Source organism: Arthrobacter sp. Ha26 (genome assembly GCF_059091705.1).
This window is the reverse complement of the sequence record NZ_JBNHGX010000005.1, coordinates 1-23,299: the sequence shown is the minus strand read 5'-3', so window position 1 is coordinate 23,299 and position 23,299 is coordinate 1. Positions and strand designations below refer to the sequence as shown.

At 65.2% G+C, this 23,299-nt stretch carries 23 protein-coding genes; 16 read left to right on the top strand and 7 right to left on the bottom strand.

The features are described from left to right. Positions 1–11: 11 nt before the first annotated feature. Entirely contained in the window at positions 12–743 is a 732-nt protein-coding gene (locus AC5RVY_RS12765) for a hypothetical protein (protein WP_493955082.1), read from the bottom strand. 245 nt (positions 744–988) lie between these two features. Between AC5RVY_RS12765 and AC5RVY_RS12760 the strand changes: the two genes are divergently transcribed. Beyond that, complete coding sequence (locus AC5RVY_RS12760; protein WP_493955081.1) at positions 989–1,366, top strand: YchJ family protein; 378 nt, start codon at positions 989–991, stop codon at positions 1,364–1,366. Here AC5RVY_RS12760 and AC5RVY_RS12755 read toward each other — a convergent pair whose 3' ends face one another. From AC5RVY_RS12755 to AC5RVY_RS12745, 3 genes are all read right to left on the bottom strand, one after another. Beyond that, on the bottom strand, positions 1,367–2,209 hold the full coding sequence (locus AC5RVY_RS12755; protein ID WP_493955080.1) for a TIGR04086 family membrane protein: 843 nt from the start codon (positions 2,207–2,209) through the stop codon (positions 1,367–1,369). 63 nt (positions 2,210–2,272) lie between these two features. Beyond that, the gene (locus tag AC5RVY_RS12750; RefSeq protein WP_493955079.1) at positions 2,273–4,309 is read right to left on the bottom strand and encodes an acyl-CoA dehydrogenase family protein; all 2,037 of its coding nucleotides are present in this window, start codon (positions 4,307–4,309) and stop codon (positions 2,273–2,275) included. A 60-nt stretch (positions 4,310–4,369) separates the two neighbouring features. Beyond that, positions 4,370–4,672, bottom strand: coding sequence for a hypothetical protein (locus AC5RVY_RS12745; RefSeq protein WP_493955078.1), 303 nt, complete (start codon positions 4,670–4,672; stop codon positions 4,370–4,372). A gap of 230 nt (positions 4,673–4,902) precedes the next feature. On the opposite strand from AC5RVY_RS12745, the gene AC5RVY_RS12740 reads away from it, so the two are divergent. The 3 genes from AC5RVY_RS12740 to AC5RVY_RS12730 are packed head-to-tail and all read left to right on the top strand — an operon-like array spanning position 4,903 to position 10,687. Continuing rightward, complete coding sequence (locus AC5RVY_RS12740; protein ID WP_493955077.1) at positions 4,903–6,351, top strand: DUF3375 family protein; 1,449 nt, start codon at positions 4,903–4,905, stop codon at positions 6,349–6,351. 2 nt (positions 6,352–6,353) lie between these two features. Beyond that, on the top strand, positions 6,354–7,211 hold the full coding sequence (locus AC5RVY_RS12735) for a DUF4194 domain-containing protein (RefSeq protein ID WP_493955076.1): 858 nt from the start codon (positions 6,354–6,356) through the stop codon (positions 7,209–7,211). Next, positions 7,208–10,687, top strand: coding sequence for an ATP-binding protein (locus tag AC5RVY_RS12730; protein WP_493955075.1), 3,480 nt, complete (start codon positions 7,208–7,210; stop codon positions 10,685–10,687). The genes AC5RVY_RS12735 and AC5RVY_RS12730 overlap by 4 nt, the downstream gene beginning before the upstream one ends. 42 nt (positions 10,688–10,729) lie before the next feature. Here the strand turns inward: AC5RVY_RS12730 and AC5RVY_RS12725 are convergent, their stop codons facing one another. Then, positions 10,730–11,224 carry an FBP domain-containing protein gene (locus AC5RVY_RS12725; protein WP_493955074.1) on the bottom strand — a complete coding sequence of 165 codons (495 nt, stop codon included), beginning with the start codon at positions 11,222–11,224 and terminating at the stop codon, positions 10,730–10,732. Positions 11,225–11,571: 347 nt separating this feature from the next. On the opposite strand from AC5RVY_RS12725, the gene AC5RVY_RS12720 reads away from it, so the two are divergent. The 7 genes from AC5RVY_RS12720 to AC5RVY_RS12690 all read left to right on the top strand — a co-directional run bounded on the left by AC5RVY_RS12720 (position 11,572) and on the right by AC5RVY_RS12690 (position 20,097). Beyond that, a complete protein-coding gene (locus AC5RVY_RS12720) occupies positions 11,572–12,660 on the top strand; it encodes an iron-siderophore ABC transporter substrate-binding protein (protein WP_493955073.1) in 1,089 nt (362 codons plus the stop codon). Between the two features lie 10 nt (positions 12,661–12,670). Further along, the gene (locus AC5RVY_RS12715) at positions 12,671–13,762 is read left to right on the top strand and encodes a FecCD family ABC transporter permease (RefSeq protein WP_493955072.1); all 1,092 of its coding nucleotides are present in this window, start codon (positions 12,671–12,673) and stop codon (positions 13,760–13,762) included. Between the two features lie 89 nt (positions 13,763–13,851). After that, positions 13,852–14,874: a FecCD family ABC transporter permease gene (locus AC5RVY_RS12710; protein WP_493955355.1), complete on the top strand. Its 1,023-nt coding sequence runs from the start codon at positions 13,852–13,854 to the stop codon at positions 14,872–14,874. A 1-nt stretch (position 14,875) separates the two neighbouring features. Next, the gene (locus AC5RVY_RS12705) at positions 14,876–15,703 is read left to right on the top strand and encodes an ABC transporter ATP-binding protein (protein WP_493955071.1); all 828 of its coding nucleotides are present in this window, start codon (positions 14,876–14,878) and stop codon (positions 15,701–15,703) included. Continuing rightward, positions 15,700–16,755, top strand: coding sequence for a siderophore-interacting protein (locus AC5RVY_RS12700; protein WP_493955070.1), 1,056 nt, complete (start codon positions 15,700–15,702; stop codon positions 16,753–16,755). Before AC5RVY_RS12705 ends, AC5RVY_RS12700 begins: the two co-directional genes overlap by 4 nt. 130 nt (positions 16,756–16,885) lie before the next feature. Then, positions 16,886–19,120: a CBM96 family carbohydrate-binding protein gene (locus AC5RVY_RS12695; protein ID WP_493955069.1), complete on the top strand. Its 2,235-nt coding sequence runs from the start codon at positions 16,886–16,888 to the stop codon at positions 19,118–19,120. Between the two features lie 137 nt (positions 19,121–19,257). After that, the gene (locus AC5RVY_RS12690; protein ID WP_493955068.1) at positions 19,258–20,097 is read left to right on the top strand and encodes an SGNH/GDSL hydrolase family protein; all 840 of its coding nucleotides are present in this window, start codon (positions 19,258–19,260) and stop codon (positions 20,095–20,097) included. Between the two features lie 2 nt (positions 20,098–20,099). On the opposite strand, the gene AC5RVY_RS12685 is transcribed toward AC5RVY_RS12690, so the two are convergent. Continuing rightward, the gene (locus AC5RVY_RS12685) at positions 20,100–20,387 is read right to left on the bottom strand and encodes a YciI family protein (protein WP_493955067.1); all 288 of its coding nucleotides are present in this window, start codon (positions 20,385–20,387) and stop codon (positions 20,100–20,102) included. A 66-nt stretch (positions 20,388–20,453) separates the two neighbouring features. Between AC5RVY_RS12685 and AC5RVY_RS12680 the strand changes: the two genes are divergently transcribed. From AC5RVY_RS12680 to rpsN, 5 genes are all read left to right on the top strand, one after another. Further along, complete coding sequence (locus AC5RVY_RS12680; protein ID WP_493955066.1) at positions 20,454–20,942, top strand: MarR family winged helix-turn-helix transcriptional regulator; 489 nt, start codon at positions 20,454–20,456, stop codon at positions 20,940–20,942. Positions 20,943–21,014: 72 nt separating this feature from the next. Further along, the gene (locus tag AC5RVY_RS12675) at positions 21,015–21,782 is read left to right on the top strand and encodes an SGNH/GDSL hydrolase family protein (RefSeq protein ID WP_493955065.1); all 768 of its coding nucleotides are present in this window, start codon (positions 21,015–21,017) and stop codon (positions 21,780–21,782) included. Between the two features lie 287 nt (positions 21,783–22,069). Further along, complete coding sequence (rpmB, locus tag AC5RVY_RS12670; protein WP_003798559.1) at positions 22,070–22,306, top strand: 50S ribosomal protein L28; 237 nt, start codon at positions 22,070–22,072, stop codon at positions 22,304–22,306. Continuing rightward, a complete protein-coding gene (rpmG, locus tag AC5RVY_RS12665) occupies positions 22,306–22,473 on the top strand; it encodes a 50S ribosomal protein L33 (protein ID WP_013602737.1) in 168 nt (55 codons plus the stop codon). Before rpmB ends, rpmG begins: the two co-directional genes overlap by 1 nt. 2 nt (positions 22,474–22,475) lie before the next feature. Beyond that, positions 22,476–22,781 (top strand): 30S ribosomal protein S14, encoded by a 306-nt coding sequence (gene rpsN, locus AC5RVY_RS12660; protein WP_009358853.1) that lies wholly within the window; start codon positions 22,476–22,478, stop codon positions 22,779–22,781. A gap of 256 nt (positions 22,782–23,037) precedes the next feature. Here rpsN and AC5RVY_RS12655 read toward each other — a convergent pair. Then, positions 23,038–23,299: hypothetical protein (locus tag AC5RVY_RS12655; RefSeq protein ID WP_493955064.1), on the bottom strand; the 262-nt coding region annotated here is incomplete at its 5' end.

Sequence of the window (23,299 nt, the reverse complement as noted above, 5' to 3'; positions counted from 1 at the left end):
CAGATGGTTGCTCAGGGTAAGGGCTGTTTGCCGTTGGCTGCCCTGCTCTTGAGCACCTGCGCCGGGCCGGACAGGGACACGAGCGATCCCGTGTCCAGCGGTGACAGCGGTTGGGGGACCTGCGGCTTGGTGAACGACCGCGGGGCGTGTGCGGCGCGGGGGTCATCAAGTTTGGACTCCACCAGTGGAGCAACCTCCACCACTTTGTCGGCAGGAACCCGGGGATCCGGCAGGTCCCGGACTGAAAGCTTGATTTCCGGCGCGGCGGCACGTGCACGCGCCATGGCCCGTGCATCCGCTTCGGCAACGGCGGAGGCCCAATCCTCGGCGAGGACCGGAGGTTCGCGGCGGGCGGACGCCAAGGCGGGATGACGGACGACGGCGGTGCGCAGCGCCGAACGCAGGCGGGCCGGCTTAAGTGCAGCCCGCCAGCCACGGGGGGTACCGTCCGGCTTTGAAGCCTGTGCAGTGGATTGCGCGCTGTCGGCCGAAGCCGCGGCGGAAGACCCCGGGCCGTCGTCGGAGGTTGTCCTGGCGGCACCGCCGAGACGGACCAAGGGCACACTTTCCCTGCGGAAGCGCCGCCCAAACAGGGCCATCAGGGTGACGGCCGCAAGCCTGCCGATCCCGGCGAGGACCAGGGTGATGACGCCCAGCAGGAAAAGGACCCCGAACATCAGGAGGGCGATTCCCACGGTGCCCAAAAAGGTCAGGTTGAGGATGAGCGTATCCGGATTCTCCACGTCATCTCTCCTCTCTGCCGGCAGCGGGGCCGGGGCAGGCGTCCCTGGGCCTGGTCAACAGCTCCTTCTCCACCATACGGATTTTTGGTGGGCGATGCCGCCGGACCCGTCGGCCGGGCGAGGTTGTTTTAAAGCTGTTATCCCCTATGACAACCGTCCGGGCCTATAGTCGGACGGGAAAAGCGGGCTATCACACGGCGGCGGAAAAGGGAGGCGGAGCACGGATGGCGGAGGACACGGGAAGCATGAACTGCTTGTGCCTGTCCGGTGAGCAGTACCGGTTGTGCTGTGGCAGGTTCCACTCCGGAACGGCAGAGGCAGCTACCGCAGAGCAGCTGATGCGGTCCCGCTACAGCGCATTCGCGCTCCTTGATGAAAAGTATCTGCTCCGGACCTGGCACCCGTCCGAAGCCCCGAAGGACCTGGACCTGGACCCCGGGATGGAGTGGCGGCGCCTGGACATCCTGTCCACCGAGCGGGGAGGTCCGCTGGATGTCCAGGGAACTGTGGAGTTCAAGGCCTACTTCCGGCACGGCAGCGAGCGCGGGGTCCTGCACGAGGTGAGTCGGTTCGTCCGGGAAAACGGCCGCTGGTTCTATCTGAACGGGAAGATCCTGGCCTGACTACTCGTCGTCGTAGTCCGCATCCGGGGTAAAGCCTGCCTTGTCCACCTTGCGGTGGAACCGCATGCCGGCCAGTCCGCCCAGCACGGCCCCGAGCAGGGCCACCAGGGCAACCACCACCGCCGCAATGATGCTCATGGTGTTGAGCTGGCCTTCGTTGATGGGGATCCGCGGGAAGCTGTTGAGGTTGGCCAGCACGTTGAACTGCTGTCCGGCAACGAGACCCAGGATCGCTACCAGGACGGCGACGATCAGCGCCCAGATCCATACCATCAGGCCCTGCTTGGCACCGTTGAACCGCGCCATCCGTCCTGCCACGTAGCCGCCGCAGTAGTACGAAAGGAAGAGGATGACCAGCAGCATAATGATGCCGACCAAGCCCACGGTGCCGCTGTTCGAGGCGGCCTGGTTTACTGCCTCATTGACGTCAGTGTTGGTGGCCAGGCCTACAGCTGTTCCGGCCGCCGCTACAAGGGCTGTCAGGAGCACGGCCATGCCTGTGGCGGTGAGCCAGCCAAAGAACGCCGAGCCCACCTTGATGCCGCCGAACTGCTCTTTTTCACGGGCCACGGCCGTCTGCCGGTCCGTCAGGTTGGGGTCCACAGCGGGCGCTGCGGCCGCTGGCACGTAGTCCCGCTCGGCGTAGGCGCCGGTGGAGCGTTCGTGGCGGCCCGCCGGAACCTGTTCGTAGCTCGACGTGGGTGCGGAGTCGGTTGCAGGCACCTGATTAAAGGTGCGCGTGGAATCGTCATCGGCCGAGGCGGCACGGTAGCTTCCGTTTCGGTCAACATCCTCGCGCGCTCGCCGCGGGGGCAGGTTCTCTGGGTCTGTTGAGCTGCTCATGGTTCCACTCAACCATCGGGCCGCAGAGATAGCAAGGATGCTTACTATTTTGTGACCCGCGGGTCAGCGGTAGTTGCGGTGCAGGTTTTCGCGCCGGGACGGGCCGGGGGAGGCGTCAGCGATCCATGGGCCGGTGCCTTCGGACTGGTCCAGCACCCCGGCCTCCAGCCAGGTGTACTCGCCGGCGAGGACCTTGCGGGTGAGCCGATGGTCGCCGTCGTCCGTGTTTCGCCACAGCTGGTCAAAGTACTCCTCAACCCGCACGCGTGCTTGCTCACAATAGGCGTCGGCCAACTCGTAGGCGCTTGCGGCCTTCTCCGGTGCGGTGTGGAGCAGCATCTCTGCGCGCGAGCAGCACGCGGTCATGGCGAACAGTTCCGCCCCGATGTCCACCACGCGGCCAAGGAATGCCTGCTTGCGTTCCAGCTTTGCCTGCCAGCGGCCCATGCCGTAAAACGTCTGCCGGGCCAGGCGCCGCGACGAGCGCTCCACGAACCGCAGGTGCTTGGCCAGGCGGCCGAACTCCCCATACGAGCGCGGGTCCATGCCTGCCCCGGCCACCAGCTTGGGCAGCCAGCGGACGTAAAAGCCGGACGCGCCGACGGCGGCCTTGGCTTTGTCGGACAGGCTGGCGTCCAGGGATGCGAGGTCTCCTGCGGCGGCAAGGTGCGCATCCACCGCTTCCCGGGCAATGAGCAGCCGCATGATTTCGGAGGAACCTTCAAAGATCCTGTTAATGCGCAGATCCCTCAATTGCTGCTCGGCAGGGACGGCCCGTTCACCGCGCGCCGCGAGCGATTCGGCCGTCTCGAAGCCCCGTCCGCCGCGGATCTGGACCAGTTCGTCGGCGATCCGGCAACTGATCTCCGTGGACCAGAGCTTGGCGAGGGCGGCCTCGATCCGGACGTCCTTCTGGCCGGCGTCCGCAAGCTCGGCGGAGAGCTCGAACACGGCGTCCAGCGCGAAGGCGGACGCTGCAATGAAGGCGATCTTCTTGCCCACTGCCTCGTGCTCGCCTACCGGCCGGCCCCATTGCGTCCGCGCGTTCGACCACTCCCGCGCGATTTTCAGGCTCCAGCGGCCGGAGGCTACGCAGAGCGCCGGGATGGAGAGCCTGCCCGTGTTCAGGGTGGTGAGCGCAATTTTGAGGCCCTGGCCCTCGCGGCCCAGCCGATTGGCTGCAGGAACGCGCACCTGGTGGAACCTTGTGACGCCGTTTTCAATGCCGCGCAGGCCCATAAAGGCGTTCCGGTTCTCCACAGTGATTCCCGGGGAGTCCATGTCCACCACAAACGCGGTGATGCCGCCCTTATGCCGGGTACCGTCCGCATCGGTGCGGGCGGGCACCACGGCCATCACCACCACCAACTCGGCAATGACTCCGTTGGTGGTCCATAGCTTGACGCCGTCCAGAAGGTACGCCTCGCCGTCGTCCGTAGGTGTTGCCGTGCTGCCCATCCGGGCGGGATCGCTGCCCACATCTGGTTCGGTAAGGAGGAAGGCAGTGACGGCGCCGGCCGCGCACCGCGGCAGGAACTCCTGCTTTTGCCCTGCAGTGCCGAAGACTTTGACCGGTTCGGGCACCCCGATGGACTGGTGCGCGGAAAGGAGGGCGCCGAGGCTTGGATGGACGCTGCCCAGCAGCGCCAGCGCCCGGCCGTAGTACACCAGCGACAGGCCCAGGCCGCCGTACTCCGCCGGGATCTTCATGCCGAAAACGCCGAGCTCTGCCAGGCCTTTGAGGTACTCGTCCGGGATTTTGGCGTCCCGCTCGATGATCCGGCCGTCCATGGTCCGTGCGTAATCCGTCAGGCGCGCCATAAATGCCTCGCCCCGTTCCACGTCGCCAGGGTCCGGGGTGGGCCAGGGGTGCACCAGGTCCAGGTCGAAGCTGCCAAGGTAGAGGCCTTTGGCAAAACTGGGGCGGTCCCAGCCGGATTCCCGGGCGGCCTCCGCGACCGCCCGCGCCTCATCCGCTGTGACGCCTGCGCCGATGTTGCCGGCCGGGACCGGGGTATCTTCGGCGGGCGCGTCCGTGGCGGCCTTGGTTCCCGCGGGGGCGGAAGTGGACTTTGAGGGGCTTTCAGTGGCGGAGCTCATGGGTTATCTCCTTGGCCGGATAGCAGGCTCAGCCACGGATCCGCCGGCTTGGAGAACCCTTCAGCTGTCTCTCAATATTACCCGCGGGTAGGTTCCGGTGCTAGGGGTTGGTTGAGGCTGAAAGTCCGCGCCGGCATCCATTGCAGTCGCGTGGTGCACCAGCCGGTCCCAGCCGGCGTTGATGCCATGGACCACGGCGAGGAGCGTCCTGGAGACCACCGTCCAGCTGAGCTTGCCGGCGCCCAGCAGCACCAGCGCTGCCAGCCCGGCGGTCAGTACGAACCCGGCCAGGACAAGGCCGAACACGAGCGTGCCAATGAATACCAAGGTTGCGTTTTCCACCGAACTTAGATCGAACTGCATGAATCCCCCTGCTGCGACGTTGCGTGGTCTGAAGTCAGTAGCACGAGCGTAGGGGCAGAAGGCACGCCCGGCCAGAGCCGCAGCAGGCCCCGGAAGCTCTTGATATGGGATCGAGATACTACGCCGAAGTAGGTCACGGAGCGGTTGCGGGTGCCTGCGTTAACCTTGTAGTTGGCACTTTTCCGTCCGTGCCCTTTGTCCCAGCCCCTTAAACCGTCCAAGGAGAGTGTGTGCCCCGCTCCGCCAGGTCATCCGCTGACGCCATCAGCGCCCGGCTCCGGGACCTCGAACTCCTCACCAAAGGACCTGCGTGGGCTCTGACGCGCTCCGCACCCTGGGTGATTGCGGTGCTGCAGGCGTCCTTTACCCGCACCCGGCCGCAGCTGCCGCTCGAGGAATTCCATGCCGACGTCGACTCCTTCCTTGAGGAGCTCCGCCGGCGGGAGCCCGGGCTGGGTGGTGGGGCCAACGGAAAAGCCTTCGGTGACGAGTGGACGCGGCGGCAGTTCCTGACGCGCCGGAACCAGTCCGGCCAGATCGTCTACGAGGTCACCGAGCCGGCGGCCCGCGTGCTCGCCTTCCTGGACAGCCTGTCCAGTGAGCGGTCCACCCTCAACGGGTCCCGCCTGGGAACGCTGCTCGGCGACGTGGAAAAGCTCGCCAACGAGACCAACCCGGACCAGAGCGCCCGCCTTGAGGCGTTGGAAGAGGAGATCGGGGAACGCCGGCAGCTGATCCGTGACATCAGCACCGGCGAGTTCGACGGCCTGCTGGATGACGACGAAGCTGTGGAGGCTGCCGGGAACATCCTGGACCTCGCTGCGAGCCTGCCGGCGGATTACAAGAAGATGCGTGACCGGATCGAGGAACTGGTGGGCGAACTGCGCAACCAGATCATCGAGGAGTCACTGACCAAAGGGGCCACCATGGCCCAGGTGCTGGACGCCGACAAGCGGCTCCGCCAGAGCCCGGAAGGCCGGACGTTCCGTTCCTTCACGGCGTTCCTGGAGGATCCGCAGCAGCAGCTGCGGTTCCGGTCCGCCATCGGGGAAGTCCTCAGCCGGCAGTTCGCGGACGACCTTTCGCCCGAGGACCGGGAGACCCTGAAGAACCTGGTAGCTGAACTCCGGCAGCAGCACAGCCAGATCCAGCGGATTTACGGCAAACTGAGCGAAAGCCTCAACACGTACGTCCAAAGTGACGACTTCCGCCAGTCAGTCCGGCTCCGGCAGGTCCTGCGCGAAGCTGAGCAGGCCATCCGTTCCCTTCCGTATGAACGGGAGCGCCCCGGCCTGGTGCGCGGGCCTGTCCTCTTTAACGCAGGGTTCGAGTCGTTGTCCATGGTGAAGCTCTTCGATCCTGATGAGTTCGCCGCCCCACCCAGGCTGGCAGACCCCATCGCCTTCAGCGACTCCGACCGCGTGCGCTCGCCGAGGACCGGCAAGGCGAAGCCTGAGGTGGTGCGGTCCGCCATGGCCGGCGCGTCCACCCTTTCCGAGGCCTGGCAGCAGCTGCCGCCGGACGAGAAGCACATCAACACCATCCGGGCACTCCTCTCGCACGCCCTCCACGAAGGCGCTGAGTTCAACACCCAAGCGGTGGACGCCCTGGACTTCGAACAGATCGACGGCACCACGCGCAGGGCCTACCTGCCGCTGGTCACGCTCAAAAAGGATTGACCATGACTGACGAATTGACGACGGCGGCCGCCCCGGAGGTTGAGCCCGCCTCCGACGCGCTGGTCGAGCCCGCCTCCGACCCGGTGGTCGAGCCAGCCGAAGCCCGGCAGGATCCGTTCCAGGTCACTCCCCGCGACACGTTTGTAGACGGTGCGGCGCTGTTTCCCGGCGATACCGGCGTGCTCTCCATGAAGGTGCGGCAGGCACTGGTAAAGCTCCTCAAGGGCCCCTACGTGGACGGCGGGCGCGACGAAAAACTCTGGACGGTCCTGTTGGATCACCAGGTCATCCTTCGGAGCCGGTTGTCCGAGCTGTTCCTCACCCTGCAGTTGGACCATGAACGGAAGATCGCTGTCCTGCGCCCGGTCGATCCGGACGCCATCGGCGGCAGTGCCCGCTCCACCATCCTCCGGCAGCAGCGTGCGCTTAGCCGGGTGGAGACCATCGTGCTGCTAAGGATGCGCCTGCTCCTGGACCGGCATGTCACCGCCCAGACAGATCCCACCATCACCCGTGAAGAAATTGCCGACCTGGTTACCCACTACCAGCCCGCAGGCCAGCAGGATGCCCTGCGCGATTCGGACGTGGTGAACAGGGCCATCACCAAGCTCCTGGCCCGCCAACTCCTCCTCCCCACCGGCCTGGACGACGTCTACACCATCTCCAACGCCCTGCCCCTGGCCCTCCCGTTCGAAAACATCGGCGACATCCCCGCCCAAATAGAAGCCCTGGCAGCAGCCACAACAGACCCCACGGGCACCGAGGCCCTGATAGAGCTCGACGGCGATACCGCACCCGATGAGGACAGGGAGCCGAACCTCGCTACGACTGACCAGAGTGAAGCGGAGGCAGCCAAGTGAGTATCGCCAGCATGCTGCCCATCGGCGACGTGACGAACCCTGGCCAGATGCGTCTTGCCTTGGTGCAGGTGGTCAACTGGGGCACGTTCCACGGGGCGCACACCATGCACGTGGACCGGAACGGGACGCTGCTGACCGGCAACTCGGGCGTGGGCAAGTCCACGCTGTTTGATGCCATGCTGCGGGTCTTTGATGCACGGCCACGGTCCAATGAGGCGGCTGCCCAGCGTTCCGGTGGTGCCGTGGAGGACAAGCGCACCACGTTTACGTACATGCGCGGCAAGGTGGGCGACAAGGCCGTGGGGGAGGGCTCGGCGAGTGCGTTCCAGCGGCCCGGTGCAACCTGGTCCGCCGTCGCGCTGACGTTCGATAACGCCGCCGGCACCCGGGTGACCATCTCGGCGCTGTTCGATCTGCCGAAGAACGGCACGGAGTCCAGCGTGGGCCGCTTCTACCTGATCGACCATGCCCCGCTGGACCTGGAGGCGCTGGAAGGCATCGCGGACAAACGGTTCACCAAGGCGGGCCTGGAGATGGTTTTCCCGGACGCGCAGGTTTTTGATGTGCACAAGGCTTTCGCCGAGCGCTTCCGCCGGCTGCTGGGCATCAACTCGGACCAGGCCCTGCCACTCCTGCGGGTCATCCAGGCGGGCAAGGGCCTGGGCGGCAGCGTCAACACGTTCTTCCGGGACCAGGTCCTCGACGCCCCGGCAACACTTACTGCAGCCGATGATGTGGTGGAGGAGTTCAGCAACCTGATGTCCATCCGGCAGCGGCTGGAGGATGTCCGGCAGCAGCGGGACCAGCTGGCTCCGGTCCCCGGCCTGAACCGGGAGTATGCGCAGTCGCTGCTGGACGCGAACCGGCTGCGCGACCTCGCGGGCGGGGAATTCGAGGCGTACAGGCAGAAACTGGCCGTCACGGTCCACGAGAAAACGCTGGCTCGCTTCAAGGAGCTTGCCCAGGCAAAGGCCAAGGAGCTCGGTGCCGAACGCACTGTCCGGGATGGCTTGGCGAAGGAACTGCGCCAGCTGGAGGCGGACTACAACAACCAGGGCGGCAACGCCATCTCCGCCATCGAGCAGTCGCTGGAAAACTCCCGGGTGGGGCTGAAGCTTCGCCGTCAGGTGGAGGAGGCGGCGCGCCAGGCACTGGCCGATGCCGGCCTGCAGCTCGAGTGGACTGAGGACGGCTGGGAGCAGGCGCATGAGCAGGCGGCCGCCAGGGCCGCTGAGCTCAAGGATGACTCCCAAGCCCTGCAGGAGCTCCGCTTTGAAGCCTTCGACGCCCATGCAACGAAGAAGCGGGAGCTGGCAGCGGCTGAGCAGGAGCTCCTTTCGCTGAAGACGCGCAAATCCCTGCTGCCGCCGTCGAGCATTGAAAACCGTGCGGCCATTGCCGCGGCAACCGGCATTCCGGAGGACCGGATGCCGTTCGCCGGTGAGCTTATGGACCTGGCAGAAGGAGAGGAGCGGTGGCGTCCCGCCGCCGAGCGGGCGCTCCGGAACCTCGCCACCACCCTGCTGGTTCCGGGCGAGCATTTCGCCGCCGTGACGCGTTACCTCAATGACCACGCGGTGCGCGGTGCCTTGCGGGCCGTTGACGTGTCCAAGCCGCTCGGCGGCGGTGCGCTTGCGGTGGAGGACGTGCATGACGGCGACCTGCTGACCAAGCTGGACATCCTCACCGTGGGCGTCGCGGCCGAAGCCGGAGGATGGATCCGTGAGCGGATTGCGCTGGACTTCGCCTACCCCTGCGTGGAGGATCCAGACGAACTGGCCGGGTTGGACCGCGGCCTCAGCCTGGGCGGTGTGGTGAAGCGCAACCGCCACACCGTGGAAAAGGATGACCGGTTCACCAGCCGGCAGGATTACGTCCTCGGCTTCGACAATGCTGCCAAGCTGGAACTTGTGGCTTCCCAGGTTGAGGACCTGCGCCAGGAAGTGGCGAAAGCGGCTGAGCTGGCCCAAAGCCGCGAGGATTCGCACCACGGCATGAGCCGGCAGCTTGACGCGCTGCGCCGCATCGCGGAGGACCACCGCCCCTGGGAACAGGTTTCCGCGGCGGTGGCGGCCGCGGAGCTTGCCCGGATCGAGCAGCGGTTGAAAGACGCCCTGGCCGCGCAGGCGGACCTTGAGCCGCTCCGCGCCACCATCGAGGCGGTCCGGCAGAAGCACCAGTCCAGCACCGAGGCGGCTGCCGTCTTGCAGAGCGAATACAAGTCCCTGGACCGGCAGCTGACCGCTGCCGATGCGCTGCTGGAAGCTGCGCGGGAGCGCGTTGCGCAGGCGCCGCCGTCGGACGCCACGGTGGCCGCATTGGAGCCGTACTTCGCTGAGTTCGGCGACGTCACTGAAATGCACGAGCTGGACAACCTCGCCAACCGGGTACGGACAGCGCTTCTCGGCGAACTGCACAGCGCGGAATCGCGGGGGCAGGCCACTGCCGAGCGCCTGACCCGTATTTTCGAGGGCTTCGTGCGCGAGTGGGGAAGCGCTATTTCCGCAGACCATGGCACCACCATCGGCGCGGCCAGCGAATTTGAAACCCGCTACCATGCGATCGTCAGCGACGGACTGCCCGCGCAGGAAGCTGAATTCCGGCAATTCTTCAACCAGCGCACCCATGAATCCTTCAGCACCTTGCTGCACCTGCTCGACGAGGAACGCCGTTCCATCACCAGCCGCATCCTGCCGCTGAACGGCATCCTGTCACAGGTCAACTTCCACGAAGGCAGCTTCCTGGAACTTGACATCAAACAGACCCTGCCGCCCACGGCCAAGCAGTTCAAGGATGCCATCCAGAACGCCCTGAAGGCCCGGCACATCCGGCCCGCCAAGACGGAAAACGGGCGGTCCGAAGGCGCAGGGACGGACGGCGCTAACGGTCTACGGGACGACGACGCCGAGCTGACCGCCCGCTACAAGTCCCTCGAGGCCCTGGTAAAGAGGCTCGGCTCGCAGGCTCCGGAGGACCGTCGATGGCGGGCCGAGGTGCTGGACGTGCGCGGCCACCTGTTCATCCAGTGCAAGGAACACCGGGAGGCAGTGGGTCCCCGGGGTGCCAAAAAGACCGATGTCTACATGCACGCGGACACCGGATCCATGTCCGGCGGCGAGCGGCAGCGCTTCACGGCCTTCATCATGGCGGCCGCCCTGAGCTACCAGCTGGGCATCGCCGAACAGGGCTTCACCACCTACGGCACAGTAATGATGGACGAGGCCTTTGTGCTCGCCTCCGAGGAGTTCGCGGGCGCCGGGATCAAGGCGCTGCACGAATTCGGGTTCCAGCTGCTGCTGGCAGCCCCGGAGAACGTGATCGACCTGTCCCGGCACCTCGGCTCTGTCACGGAGATCCTGCGGGACAGGCGGACCAACCGTTCAGGAGTGCTGACGGCTCCCGTCATCAAACCGCGGCCCGGGGAAGAAGGAGCCTGGCGGTCGGAGGCCAACCCGGTGGACATCGTGCTGCGATAGCCAGGTGGCTTCCTCCTGCCCGCAGAGTTTGGCCTGTGCCGGCTATGCGGCCTGTACCCTTGCCAGGAACTGGGCGGTCCGGTCCTTGAGGCCTTGGATCTGGCGGAGGACGACGGCGGCCGGGTCGGGATTGATTTCATTCGCGGGCGGTTCCCTGCGGACGTTTCCGGAGCACAGGAAGTCGGCGCAGATGAGCGTTCCCACCGTGTTGCCGTCACGCCCGGATTGTCCTGCGCGCTTGGCTACCCAGAGCAGCACGTCCTCCTTGGAGAAGACGTCGCGGCAGAGCTCGCAGAGCACCGAGCGGTTTTTCCGGGCACCGCCTTCGGGCGCCCGCAGCATGATGCCGGTGAGCCTCTGGGCACCGGGCACCACGAGGTAGCCGCGAAGGGGCATTTTTCCGTCCCGCCAGCCGAGGAAGTCGAGGCTGTCCCAGTCCAGGGAGTCAAAGTCCTTGGGCAGGGTGAGTTTGGCGGCCTCTGAACGGCTGGCGTTGATGAATGAAGACCGGATTTGCTGGGGCGTGACTGATTGCATGGCTGAACTTTCGAGAAGGATGGAAGCCCCGGAGTGCGGGGAAAAGGGGATGGAGTGTCAGCTGTTCTCCGCGGAGCAGGCCAGGGCGGCCACCCCGCTAACCATGGCAGCATCGACCGCGGCGGTCTCCAGCATGCTCATTTGTCCCGGTTCCTTCTTCTGTTCGGCTGGGTTCAGTCCAGCAGTGCCATCCTGCCAAATGGAACGGGCTTGTGTCCAAGGGGCGAAGGGGCCAGGAGCCTGTGTCCTTTGTCACCATCGCTGGATTAAGTTACGCAAACCTTTCGTAATGCTCCTGAGGATAGGCTAGCCTTACTCGGGTTCGCTTCATTGACCTAAGGAGTTCCGTGACTTCCCCCCTCTTCTCCGGCCCGAGCGCCACCCGCCGCACGCTGTTCAAGTCAGCCGGCAAGGCCACCGCCGTCCTCGCCGCCGCGGCGCTCACTCTCTCCGCATGCTCCACGGGCCCCGCGTCCTCCACCCCTGACGCCGCACCGAACTCCAGCAGCGCACAGTTCCCGGTCACCATCGAGCATGTTTACGGCAAGACGATCATCGAGAAGCAGCCCACCCGCGTAGCCACCGTCTCCTGGGTCAATGACGACGTCGCCATTGCCCTGGGCGTCGTACCCGCGGGTGTCCCCAAGAACGAGTGGGGCGGCAACGATCAGGGCTCCACCCCCTGGAAGGACGCAGCCCTGGAAGACCTCGGCGCCGGCTTCGGCTCCGACAAAGCTCCGGTCCAGTACTCCGAAGCCGACGGCATCAACTTCACCGAAATTGCCAAGCTCAGTCCTGACGTCATCCTGGCGGCCTACTCCGGCCTCACCGAAGAGGACTACAAGAAGCTCAGCGAGATCGCGCCGGTAGTGGCCCACCCTGAACTGGCCTACGGAACCTCCTGGCAGGACTCCACCTCCATCATTGGCAAGGCCCTCGGCAAGGACGCCGAAGCAACCAAGCTCATCTCGGACACCGAGGCAACCATCAAGGAAAAGGTCGCCAAATATCCACAGATCGAGGGCAAGAGCTTCATCTACGGCAACCTCGAGCCGGCCAAGGGCGACGGCGTCAACGTCTACACCGCCAATGACAACCGCCCCCGCTTCCTTTCCGAAATCGGCATGAAGCTGGCTCCCGTGGTTGAGGACAAGTCCAAGGGCTCCAAGGAATTCTTCATCCCGTGGTCTGCGGAAAAAGCCAACGAACTTGCATCCGACGTGTTCGTGACATGGGTACCGGACGCTTCCACCGCCGACGCCATCAAGGCCGACCCGCTGCTCGGCCAGATCCCCGCCATCAAGAACGGCGCCCTGGTGGCAGATTCGGACAACACCCTCACGCTGTCCATCTCTGCGTCCTCCCCGCTGAGCCTGCCGTGGTCGCTGGATACCTTCCTGCCGCAGCTGGCCACCGCAGCGGATGCAGTGAAGTAAGCACCTTTCAATGATGCAGAGTACGACGACGGCGGCCCGCCAGGCGCTGCTTCCCGCCACTTACGTGCGGGGAAGGGGAGCGCGTGCCCTGTTTCGCGGGCCCCGTTCCAGCGGGAAGCGGGCCGCCTGGCTGCTGGCCGCCGTCGTTGTGCTGGCACTCCTGGCCGGGGCCTCGCTGGCCATCGGCGCCCGGGGTCTTTCCTTGGAGACCGTGTGGCAGGCCCTCGCCGCCTTCGATCCGGCGCACGGTGACCACGCCGTGGTCCACGCCCGCATCCCGCGCACCGTCCTGGGCCTGCTGGCCGGGGGAGCATTGGGGTTGGCGGGCGCAGCCATGCAGGGCGTGGCCCGCAACCCGCTAGCCGATCCGGGCATTATGGGCGTCAACGCCGGCGCCGCCCTGGCAGTGGTGACCGGCATCTACCTTTTCGGTGTCACCACGTTCTCCGGCTACATCTGGTTCGCCTTCGTCGGGGCAGCAATCGCCGCCGTCGTGGTCTACCTCATCGCTTCCCTTGGCCGGGACGGTGCCACTCCGGTGAAACTGGCCCTCGCCGGTGCCGCACTCAGCGCAGGCCTGTACTCGCTGATGAACGTCATCCTGGTTTCCAGCCAGGACACCCTGGACCGGTTCCGCTTCTGGCAGGTAGGCGGCGTGGCCGGCCGTGACTGGTCGGTAGTCCTGCCCGGGATTCCCTTCCTGGCTGTCGGCGCCGCCATTGTGCTCCTGACCGGTCGGGTCCTGAACAGCCTGGCGCTCGGTGACGACATCGCCCGCGGGCTGGGCCAACGCGTGGGCCTGGCCCGCGCCGTGACAGCGCTGGGCATCGTGCTGCTCTGCGGAACGGCCACCGCGCTGGCCGGACCCATTGGCTTCGTGGGCCTCGTTATTCCGCACGCCGTACGCTTCCTCACCGGCCCGGACTACCGTTGGATCCTGCCGTTCTCCATGGTCCTGGCGCCGGCCCTGCTGCTCGGCGCGGACATTATTGGCCGCGTGGTGCTGCTTCCCGGTGAGGTTCCCGCCGGCATCATGACCGCCCTGGTTGGTGCACCAGTGTTCGTCTGGCTCATCCGCCGCGGCAAGGGGGCGGGACTGTGAGCGCCGCCAAAACTCCCGTTGCGCTGTCACATAACGTGGCCAAAACGGTGCCGGAGGGACCAAAACCGATAGGGCAACGCCGGGGGAGGCTGCGGCTGAACCGGACTGCTGTCCTGGCCGCCGCCGTCGTCCTCCTCTTCGCGGTGTCCGTCCTGCTGGGCAGCTATACCGTGACCATCCCCGATTTCTTCAGGATCGTGATCGCGCACCTGACCGGCGGTGAAAAGATCCCCGGCGCCAGCTTCATTGTGATGGAGAACAAGCTGCCGCGGGCGGTCATCGGCACCATGATCGGCGTCGCCTTCGGCCTGGCCGGCGCGCTGTTCCAGACGATGCTGCGCAACCCGCTCGCCAGCCCGGACGTCATCGGCATCAGCTACGGCGCCAGCGCAGCCGCCGTCGTCGCCATCGTTATCTTTGGCGCGTCCGGCCCGGCCGTGTCGGGGGCTGCGCTGGCCGGCGCCCTCGGCGTGGCAGCCCTCATTTACGCCATCTCCACGGGCGGCGCGATCCGCGGAACCAGCCGTGGGAACGCCGCCGGCAACCGCCTGGTCCTCGCCGGCGTCGGCATCGCGGCAGCCCTCCACGCCGTGGTCAACTTCCTGATGACCCGCGCGGACATCCGGACCGCCGCCGACGCCCTCGTCTGGCTCAACGGATCCCTGAACTCCGCCAGCTGGGACCGCACCGGAGTCCTGTTCCTAGCCCTCGTTGTCCTGGTCCCGGCTGTTGCCGTCATTGCTGGACGGCTCCGGATCCTGGAGCTGGGCGACGACGCCGCGGCCGGCCTCGGGGTCCGGGTTAACGCTGCCCGCCTTTCCCTGGTCATCATCGCCGTAACGCTGGCGGCAGTTGCGACGGCGGCCGCCGGCCCCGTCTCGTTCGTCGCCTTCCTCGCCGGGCCCATCGCCCGCCGCTTCACCGGCAAGGCCAGCCTTCCGGCGTCGGCCCTGGTCGGTGCCCTGATCGTCCTCGCGGCCGACTTCTTCGCCGCCAATCTTGCCCCCCTGCTGCTGGACGGCACTGTTTTGCCGGTGGGTGTGATCACCGGTGCACTCGGTGCCCCGTTCCTGCTGTGGCTCCTGGTCACGGCCAACCGAAAGGATGCCTGACGTGGCTGTTCTCAACGCCAAGGATTTGACGCTGAAATACGATCAGCGCTGCGTGGTGGACGGTCTCAGCGCCGAGATCCCCGAAGGCAAGGTGACCATGATCGTAGGGGCAAACGCCTGCGGGAAATCCACGTTGCTCCGCGGCCTGTCCCGGCTCCTGAAACCCGCGGCCGGCAGTGTCACCCTGGACGGCAAGGACATCCACGCCCGTCCCGCGCGCGAACTGGCGCGGACCCTGGGCCTCCTCCCGCAGCATCCCACCGCCCCCGACGGCATCACCGTACGTGACCTGGTGGGCCGCGGGCGCTACCCGCACCAGGGCCTCTTCCGCGGCTGGAGGGAGGGGGACATGTCCCCACATGATCTCGCTGTGCAGCGTGCGCTGGAAGCCACCGAAACGCTGGCCCTCGCCGAGCGGGACGTGGACGAACTGTCCGGCGGCCAGCGCCAGCGGGTCTGGATCGCGATGGCCCTCGCGCAGGAAACCGACGTCCTGCTCCTGGACGAACCCACCACGTATTTGGACCTTGCGCACCAGGTGGAAGTCCTGGACCTCGTGACCGACCTGAACCGCAAGCGCGGGACCACCGTGGCCATCGTCCTGCATGACCTGAACCTCGCCGCCCGCTACGCAGACAACGTCATCGCCATGAAGGACGGTGCAGTAGTGGCCGTGGGCAACCCGCGCGACGTGGTCACCGAGGACCTGGTCCGCAGCGTATTTAACCTTGAATCCCGGGTCATCCCGGACCCTGTATCCGGAACTCCGCTGATCATCCCCATCGGCCGTCACCACGTCCCTGCCACCGAACTGGAGCTTGTTTCATGAAGACCCGAGAAGTTGCCTCCACAAAGGCGATGAATGCCGAACCGATGACCCTGGCCTTCGAGGTCACCGTATCCTCTGTCCAGGAACTTAGCCCCAACTTCCGCCGGATCACTTTCGGGGGGTACTCGCTGCGGGACTTCGGCGTCCATGGAGACACGCTTGACCTTCGGATCAAGCTCATGATCCCGTCGCTGGCCGCGGACGGCACACCGCTCCCGCTTCCGGTCTTTGAGATGGCAGAGGCTGGCTGGTACAGCGAATGGCTGGCCATGGATCCGGCCGTTCGCGGCTCGATGCGCACCTACACCGTGCGCCGCGCCCGTCTGGATGCCGTGTACCCGGAGATCGAGGTCGATTTCGTGATGCACTTCGATGACTATGGCCACGGCGGCCCTGCGGCTAACTGGGCACTCAACGCAAAGCCCGGAGATGCCATTACGATCATCGGACCCAACAACCGCGCCGCCCACTGCGTGACAGCCGAGATCTACTCCGGCATCGAATGGCGGCCCGGACTGGCGCAGCGCATCCTGCTCGCCGGCGATGAAACCGCCGTCCCGGCCATCTCCGCCATCCTCGAAAGCCTGCCCGAATACATGACCGGACACGCGTTCCTGGAAGTCCCCGAAGCCGGGGACTTCCTCGAACTGACCTCACCCGCCGACGTCGAAATCACCTGGCTCGCACGCGGCGCCTCCATTGGACGCTCCCGTCCCCACGGCGAACTGCTTCAGGATGCTGTGCGCAAAGCCGTCCCTGTGCCCGGCTGGGTGGGCATCAAAGCGGCCGACGGCGGTGCAGGCCCCGAACCCGAGGACGTCAACGTGGATGTGGACATCCTCTGGGAGACTCCCACCCGCATGGAGACCGCCGAAATCCGGGCCAGCAAAAACCCCGACATGCCCGCAGGTGCCATGCCTTTCTACGCCTGGATCGCCGGCGAAGCTGCCGTTATCAAGGACATGCGCCGGTATCTTGTGCGCGACGTGGGGATCGACAGGAAGCAGGTTGCCTTCATGGGGTATTGGCGCCAGGGCAAAGCGGAAGGGTAACAGCGGCCTCGGCCACCCGCCGTCGTAACAAACATATTCGGGAACTGCCCGAACGAATTAATGCCGTGTCATTAGGTGTGACAAGCATTACACTACGGATACTTCAACTGGAACATTAAGGTCTCATTCCATGAAAACTATCCGTCTGTCGATCATCTCTGCCCTGACACTTCTAGTCATGGTCATTTCACTCGCCGTAGTGGGCAGCGTGGCGAACGCGGTGGGAGCGCTGACATTCACACCGATCGCCGACACTTACGTCCAAGCCGACCGGCCAACGGAGAACTTCGGGACCAGCGTCCGATGGTCCACGGAGGGCCGGACAAGCGTCTGGCGGAACAGCCTGCTGCGGTTCAACGTCCAGGTCCCCGCCGGGGAACACATCGTCTCGGCAAAACTGCGGGCATACGCGGAGGCGGCGGCAACATCGACTGAGTTTGTGGACGTTTACACCACGAGCGGCACCTGGACCGAAACGGGCGTCACCTGGAACAACGCGCCGGCGCGCGGGACCTGGCTGGGCAAGACCGGCGGGTTCGCCACGGGCGCGTGGGTGGAATGGGACGTTACCAAGGGCGTCACCGCGACCGGCGGCGAGCAGAATTTTAGGCTGGAGTCCAGCGCCCAGAAGTGGCTGGGCTTTAAATCGAACCAAGCCTTGGACGCGGCACTCCGTCCAAAGCTGGTGGTCACCACGGCCGCTGACGCGGTGACAGCACCCACCCCGACGCCAACCCCCACCGCTACCCCCACGCCCGCGCCCACTGACCCGGGCGGGGTCCAGGCTGCTACCACCCAGAACTGGGGCGCACCCGTCGCCGGGGACGAGTTCAACTACACAGGAGCCCCGGACGCAACCAAATGGAGCGTGTATAACAGTGCAGGGCACGCGGGCAAAGGCATCCGCAGCCCGCAGCAGGTGAAGGTGGACGGCTCCAAAATGGTCATGAACGGAACCCCGGACGGGACCACCGCGGGCATGTCGGCGAAGTTCGCCAAACAGAAGTACGGGCGGTGGGAGGTCCGCGCCGCCGGGTCTGGCGACAATGAGTACCACATGGTTTCGATCCTGTGGCCGGACAGCGGAAACTGGCCTTGCGACGGTGAAGTGGATTACGCGGAAACATCGGGCGACTGGAACGTGATCAAGTTCTTCCAGCACTTCTCCTGCAGCAACTCCCAGACCAGGGCCAGCAAGACTCTGGACGTTTCCCAGTTCCACAACTACGCAGTGGACTGGTCCCCCGCCGGGATGGTCGGCTACGTGGATGGCGTGAAGTGGTTCGAGGACAACGATCCGACCCATCAGCCTCCAGGCAGCATGCACCAGACGCTGCAGCTGGACTGGTTCCCGGATTCCACTGCTGACGGTGCGGGCGAAATGCGCGTGGACTGGGTACGTGTTTACCCGGCAGCAGGAGGGACGAGCCCGACCGCGGCGCCTACCCCGACTGCCACCCCGACCCCTACCCCGACCACTCCGCCGTCGGGTGATTCTTTCGAGTTCGCCGCCGTTGGCGATATGAACCCTTCGGGAAATACGTCGACGAGCTCAGCGTCCGGCAAGAACGCTGCCAGCATCATCGGCGGCCTCAACGACGGTTCATTGGATAATTTCCTCGCCATCGGCGACTTCCAGTACGACAAGGGGACCTGCTCCGCGCTGGCGGCGTGGAACACGCTGTGGGGCGGGTTGAAGGCCAAGACCTACTGGACCGCTGGCCCGAACCACGATCTGGAGCCGGGTGTCAATGACGACGTGGACCGGTTCATGGATGGCCAATGCGTGAACACTACCAAGTCCGCTACCAGCACCACTTTGGGCCGGTTCCAGGATGCTATGGAGTGGTATTCGTTCGACAAGGGGAACTGGCATATCCTGGTCGTGCCCACGGCAACGTGGCGGTACAACTCGTCCCGCGCGCAGGCTATGACCGCGGAAATGGACGCTGACTTGAAGGCGGCTAAGGCGGCGGGGAAGCATCTGGCCGCCGTCTACCATGACCCATATTTCACGTCCAACACGTCCAGCCACACACGCTTCACCCAGGCGAAGCCTTGGATCGACATGTTCTGGAACAACCGGGTGAAAGTGTTGCTATCCGGCTCCCAGCACAACTATGAGCGGACCTGCCCGGTGAACAACGCGGACCAATGTGTACCGGACGGCATGCAGCAGTTCCAGGTGTCCACTGGCGGTATCGGGCTCCGCTCGTTCACCAGTGACCCGGCCTACGTCCAGCGGAAGTTCAGCGACACCTGGGGCCACCTGAGGATGAGTTTGAAAGCGGACGGCTCCTACACCTGGGAGTTCCGTCCGGTCCACGGAGGGATGCAGACGGACAGCGGGTCCCGCACACCATGATGGGAGGCGGGCCAGCTGCGGCGGCTGGGTTTGGCGCGGTTGGCCTCCGCTGTCTCGCAGGGAGGGCACCCGACGCCCGCGCACACTGTTCATCCCGGCGTCGTTCCGGCTTTTCCTTGGCCCGCTAGCTTTGGTCCGTGGTCCCTGAACCTTTGCTTCCTGAGTCCGGGCGGCGCGTTTTTGTTGCCTTGGGCGACTCTTTCACCGAGGGTGTGGGGGACCGGGACGAGCGCTTGCCCAACGGGGTCCGCGGTTGGGCAGACCGGGTAGCCGAGAAACTGGCGAAGGCACAGCCAGGTTGGCGGTATGCCAACCTGGCCATCCGGAGCAAGCGGCTCCGGCACGTCATTGCCGAGCAACTGGAACCGGCGTTGCGGATGCGGCCCACGCTGGTGACGCTCTATGCCGGCGGCAACGACATCCTGGACCTCAAGACCGACATGGCCGCCCTTATGGCCGACTACGAAAAGCTCGTGGCTGAACTCGCCGGGACGGGTGCCACGCTGGTGCTTTTCACGGGCTTCGATGTCAAGGTTTCAGCGCTGCTCGAGCCGTTGAAGAAGCGCAACACCCTGTACAACGAGCGGGTCCGGGCCATTGCCGAAAAGTATGGAGCAGTCCTCGTGGACTACTGGTGCCTGGACGCATTCCACGACCGGCGGATGTGGGATTCCGACCGGCTGCATATGTCAAAAACCGGGCACAAGTACCTGGCGGGGCAGGTGCTGGACCAGCTTGGCGTCCCACACAAGATCCGGCCCAAGGACTGGGACCCGCTGCCCAGGCCCAGCTTTCGGGAATGGGAACGCCATCAGCGGCGGTGGGTCCGCGACTGGGTCCTGCCCCTGTTCGGGCGCAAGCTGCGGGGAGTCACCCTGGGCGATGCGCTGAGGCCGCGGTGGCCCGAACCGGTCGAGGTGCCGCGCAAAGGCGGCCTGAAGAAGCTGGTCCGGGAGGCTGCAGGCGCCGCGCTGTAAACCTAGCCGTCCAGCAGGTTTTCAAAACCTGGAGCCACCCTGCCGGCGTGGAACTCCACAACTTCGAAGTCTGCAACACCATTGCTGTAAAAGGGGTCCTGGGCCAGGCTGGCGTCCAGGGTGGCACGGTCGGCCCGGGAGAGCAGCAGGCCGCCGGTCCGCGGGACCTTGCGGCCGGCAGCGATGAACACGCCGTCGTCGAAGGCCTTCTGCAGCCAGGCGATGTGCGCATCGTTGTGGAAATCCACGATGTCCTGGGGAACCCGGTAGCTCAGTGAGACAACATACATGGCCCCAGACTACCGGCCGCCGTCCCCGGCGCTACTTGAAAGATCAACCCACCGTAGAATGGGCTCATGACCGAACCCCGCTGGCTTAACGCCGACGAACGCCGTGCCTGGCTCGCCCTGGTAAGTATCAATACGCTGCTGCCGGCGGCCCTGGATACGAAGCTCCATGCAGCGGGGAAACTGTCCCTTTTCGACTACACCGTCCTGGCCATGCTGTCCGAGGCGGAGGACCGCTTCCTGCCGATGAGCGAACTGGCGGCCCGCAGCAGCGCTTCCCTGTCGCGGTTGTCGCATGTGGTCACCAAGCTGCAGAAGCGGGGATGGGTGGAACGCCGGCCGCACCCCCACGATGCCCGCGTGACGACAGCCCACCTGACCGATGAAGGTATGGCGACTATTGTGGGCCTGGCGCCAGGGCACGTTGAGACGGTTCGGGATCTTTTCCTCGATGCCCTCAGCGAGCAGGATGTCCTGGACCTGGCGCGGATTGGCGAGAAAGTGGTGGGCCGGCTGGATTCGGACCACTGGATTTTGCGGGAGATTCCGGGGGCTTAGCCCGCAAAGCCGCGAACCCCGCCGCGGCACAGGAACTTGGTTGCCCCCAGCAACGGATGGCAAACTGACCTGATGGATTTCACAACCCGGTTCGTAGCCCTTGGTGACTCCTTTACCGAAGGCGTGGGCGACGACGATTCCTCCCGCCCCAACGGTGTCCGTGGTTGGGCGGACCGCGTGGCCGAGCAACTGGGCGCCGTGGATCCCGGCTTCGGTTACGCCAATCTCGCCATCCGCGGCAGGAAGCTCAGGCAGATCCTGGCTGAGCAGGTGGACGCCGCCGTCGAACTTAATCCCACCCTGGTGAGCATTTATGCGGGAGCCAACGACATCCTCCGGCCCCGGATCGACATTGACGACCTCCTCGTGGAGTACGACGACGCCATCGCCAAATTGCGCGCCACCGGTGCCACCGTGGTGATGTTTACAGGCTTCGACGCCCGCGGCTCGAAGGTGTTCAGCACCATGCGGGGGCGGACAGCCATCTACAACGAACTGGTCCGCGGCATCGCCGGAGACCATGGCGCCTTGCTGGTGGATTACTGGCGCTTCAGCGAATACTACGACTGGGGCATGTGGGCGCAGGACCGCATGCACATGTCCGCGGCCGGCCACGCCAATATGGCCAAGCGCGTGCTGGACGTCCTGGAGCACGACCACTCCATCGACATCCCGCCCATGACCCCCGTTCCCGAGCTCAGCGGACTGGACGCCGTCCGCGCGAACGCCCGCTGGTTCCGCGAGTACGCCGGGCCCTGGGTGGTGCGCCGGGTCACCGGAAAGTCCTCGGGCGATGGCCTCACGCCGAAGCACCCGCAGCTCACCCGGCTCCAGCCCTGAATCCCGGAGTTGCCGGCAACTGGCCGTCGGTCGTGACCCCGGTGCTTATACACCCGCCGGCCCCCTGATTGGTCTTTAATTGCGTGAACTCGTAGACTTGGTAGGCGCTAAGTGCGCGGAGCGTGCGCAATTGCTCCGGTTGCCCGGTAATTTCTCCAGGGCGGCCGGTAGTTAGGGGCTCAAGTTGCGTGACTAACCGTTGCCCTTCTTCACTTTTGGGCCGCCCTTAGCAGCATGGTCCAGCAGCAGATATGCGGATCATTACTTTCAATTCTTGAGGAGAAGTCATGGCAGCACACTGCCAAGTGACCGGGGCCGAGCCGGGCTTTGGGCACAGCATTTCGCACTCGCACCGCCGCAACAAGCGTCGGTTCGATCCGAACATTCAGAAGAAGCGCTACTGGGTTCCGTCCCTGCGCCGTAATGTCACTCTGCAGGTATCTGCAAAGGGCATCAAGACCATCGACGTACGCGGCATCGACGTTGTCGTCGCCGACATTCTCGCTCGTGGGGTGAAGCTCTAGTGGCTAAGGACAAGGACGTACGTCCGATCATCAAGCTCAAGTCGACTGCGGGCACGGGTTACACCTACGTAACCCGCAAGAACCGTCGTAACGATCCGGACCGCATGGTCCTGAAGAAGTACGACCCCAAGATCCGCCAGCACGTCGAATTCCGAGAGGAGCGCTAAACATGGCTAAGAAGTCCAAGATTGCTCGCAACGAGCAGCGCAAGGTCATCGTTGAGCGTTACGCTGCGAAGCGCCTCGAGCTGAAGAAGACCCTGGTTGACGAAAACGCAACCGACGAAGCACGCGAAGCGGCCCGCCTGGGCCTGCAGAAGCTGCCCCGCAACGCGTCCCCGATCCGTCTGCGTAACCGCGACATCATCGACGGCCGCCCCCGCGGAACCTTCCAGAAGTTCGGTATCTCCCGTGTTCGCTTCCGCGACATGGCCCACAAGGGCGAACTTCCGGGCATCACCAAGTCTTCCTGGTAATTCAGCCCTGCTGATACCAGCTGCTTGAGAAGGGCCGGCAACCTCACGGTTGCCGGCCCTTCTGCCGTTAAGCCGTTCGGAGCTCCGGATCCTTGAGTCCGTCGGGAATCAGGGCCGTGGTGCAGCACACATGGACCAATCACGACGGCGGGCGCGCATCCAGGTGCCTTCGTGGCCTGTTATGCCGCGGAAAGACAGGGGTTCCGACCCCTCCCGGTGAGCATTTGCGGTGGCGCCCGTGGGGGTGTATTGTTTTCTAAGTCGCCGCGAGGGAGACAGCGAAGAGCTGTTTACCCCGGGCGGCCAAACCCCCAAAATCTAAACCAAAATCTGGTGGCCCTTTAGGGCGCTGGAAAGCGGCGGGGATGGTCTTCCTGCCGATGAAAATCCTGAAATGCGGATTTGCGTCGGACTGGTAGATCGGGTAAGTTTGAAAAGTTGCTCCGGAGCGATCTTGAACGTTTGTTTGGGTGGTGCCGGGTGTGTCTGTTGTTTGAGAACTCAATAGTGTGCCAAGT

Coding starts and splice junctions, on each gene's coding strand:
- rpsN (WP_009358853.1), top strand. CDS start 22,476: ATGGCTAAGAAGTCCAAGATTGCTCGCAACGAGCAGCGCAAGGTCATC.
- AC5RVY_RS12745 (WP_493955078.1), bottom strand. CDS start 4,672: ATGCAGTTCGATCTAAGTTCGGTGGAAAACGCAACCTTGGTATTCATT.
- AC5RVY_RS12725 (WP_493955074.1), bottom strand. CDS start 11,224: ATGCAATCAGTCACGCCCCAGCAAATCCGGTCTTCATTCATCAACGCC.
- AC5RVY_RS12675 (WP_493955065.1), top strand. CDS start 21,015: ATGGATTTCACAACCCGGTTCGTAGCCCTTGGTGACTCCTTTACCGAA.
- AC5RVY_RS12680 (WP_493955066.1), top strand. CDS start 20,454: ATGACCGAACCCCGCTGGCTTAACGCCGACGAACGCCGTGCCTGGCTC.
- AC5RVY_RS12700 (WP_493955070.1), top strand. CDS start 15,700: ATGAAGACCCGAGAAGTTGCCTCCACAAAGGCGATGAATGCCGAACCG.
- AC5RVY_RS12760 (WP_493955081.1), top strand. CDS start 989: ATGAACTGCTTGTGCCTGTCCGGTGAGCAGTACCGGTTGTGCTGTGGC.
- AC5RVY_RS12685 (WP_493955067.1), bottom strand. CDS start 20,387: ATGTATGTTGTCTCACTGAGCTACCGGGTTCCCCAGGACATCGTGGAT.
- AC5RVY_RS12715 (WP_493955072.1), top strand. CDS start 12,671: ATGATGCAGAGTACGACGACGGCGGCCCGCCAGGCGCTGCTTCCCGCC.
- AC5RVY_RS12695 (WP_493955069.1), top strand. CDS start 16,886: ATGAAAACTATCCGTCTGTCGATCATCTCTGCCCTGACACTTCTAGTC.
- AC5RVY_RS12735 (WP_493955076.1), top strand. CDS start 6,354: ATGACTGACGAATTGACGACGGCGGCCGCCCCGGAGGTTGAGCCCGCC.
- rpmB (WP_003798559.1), top strand. CDS start 22,070: ATGGCAGCACACTGCCAAGTGACCGGGGCCGAGCCGGGCTTTGGGCAC.
- AC5RVY_RS12755 (WP_493955080.1), bottom strand. CDS start 2,209: ATGAGCAGCTCAACAGACCCAGAGAACCTGCCCCCGCGGCGAGCGCGC.
- AC5RVY_RS12750 (WP_493955079.1), bottom strand. CDS start 4,309: ATGAGCTCCGCCACTGAAAGCCCCTCAAAGTCCACTTCCGCCCCCGCG.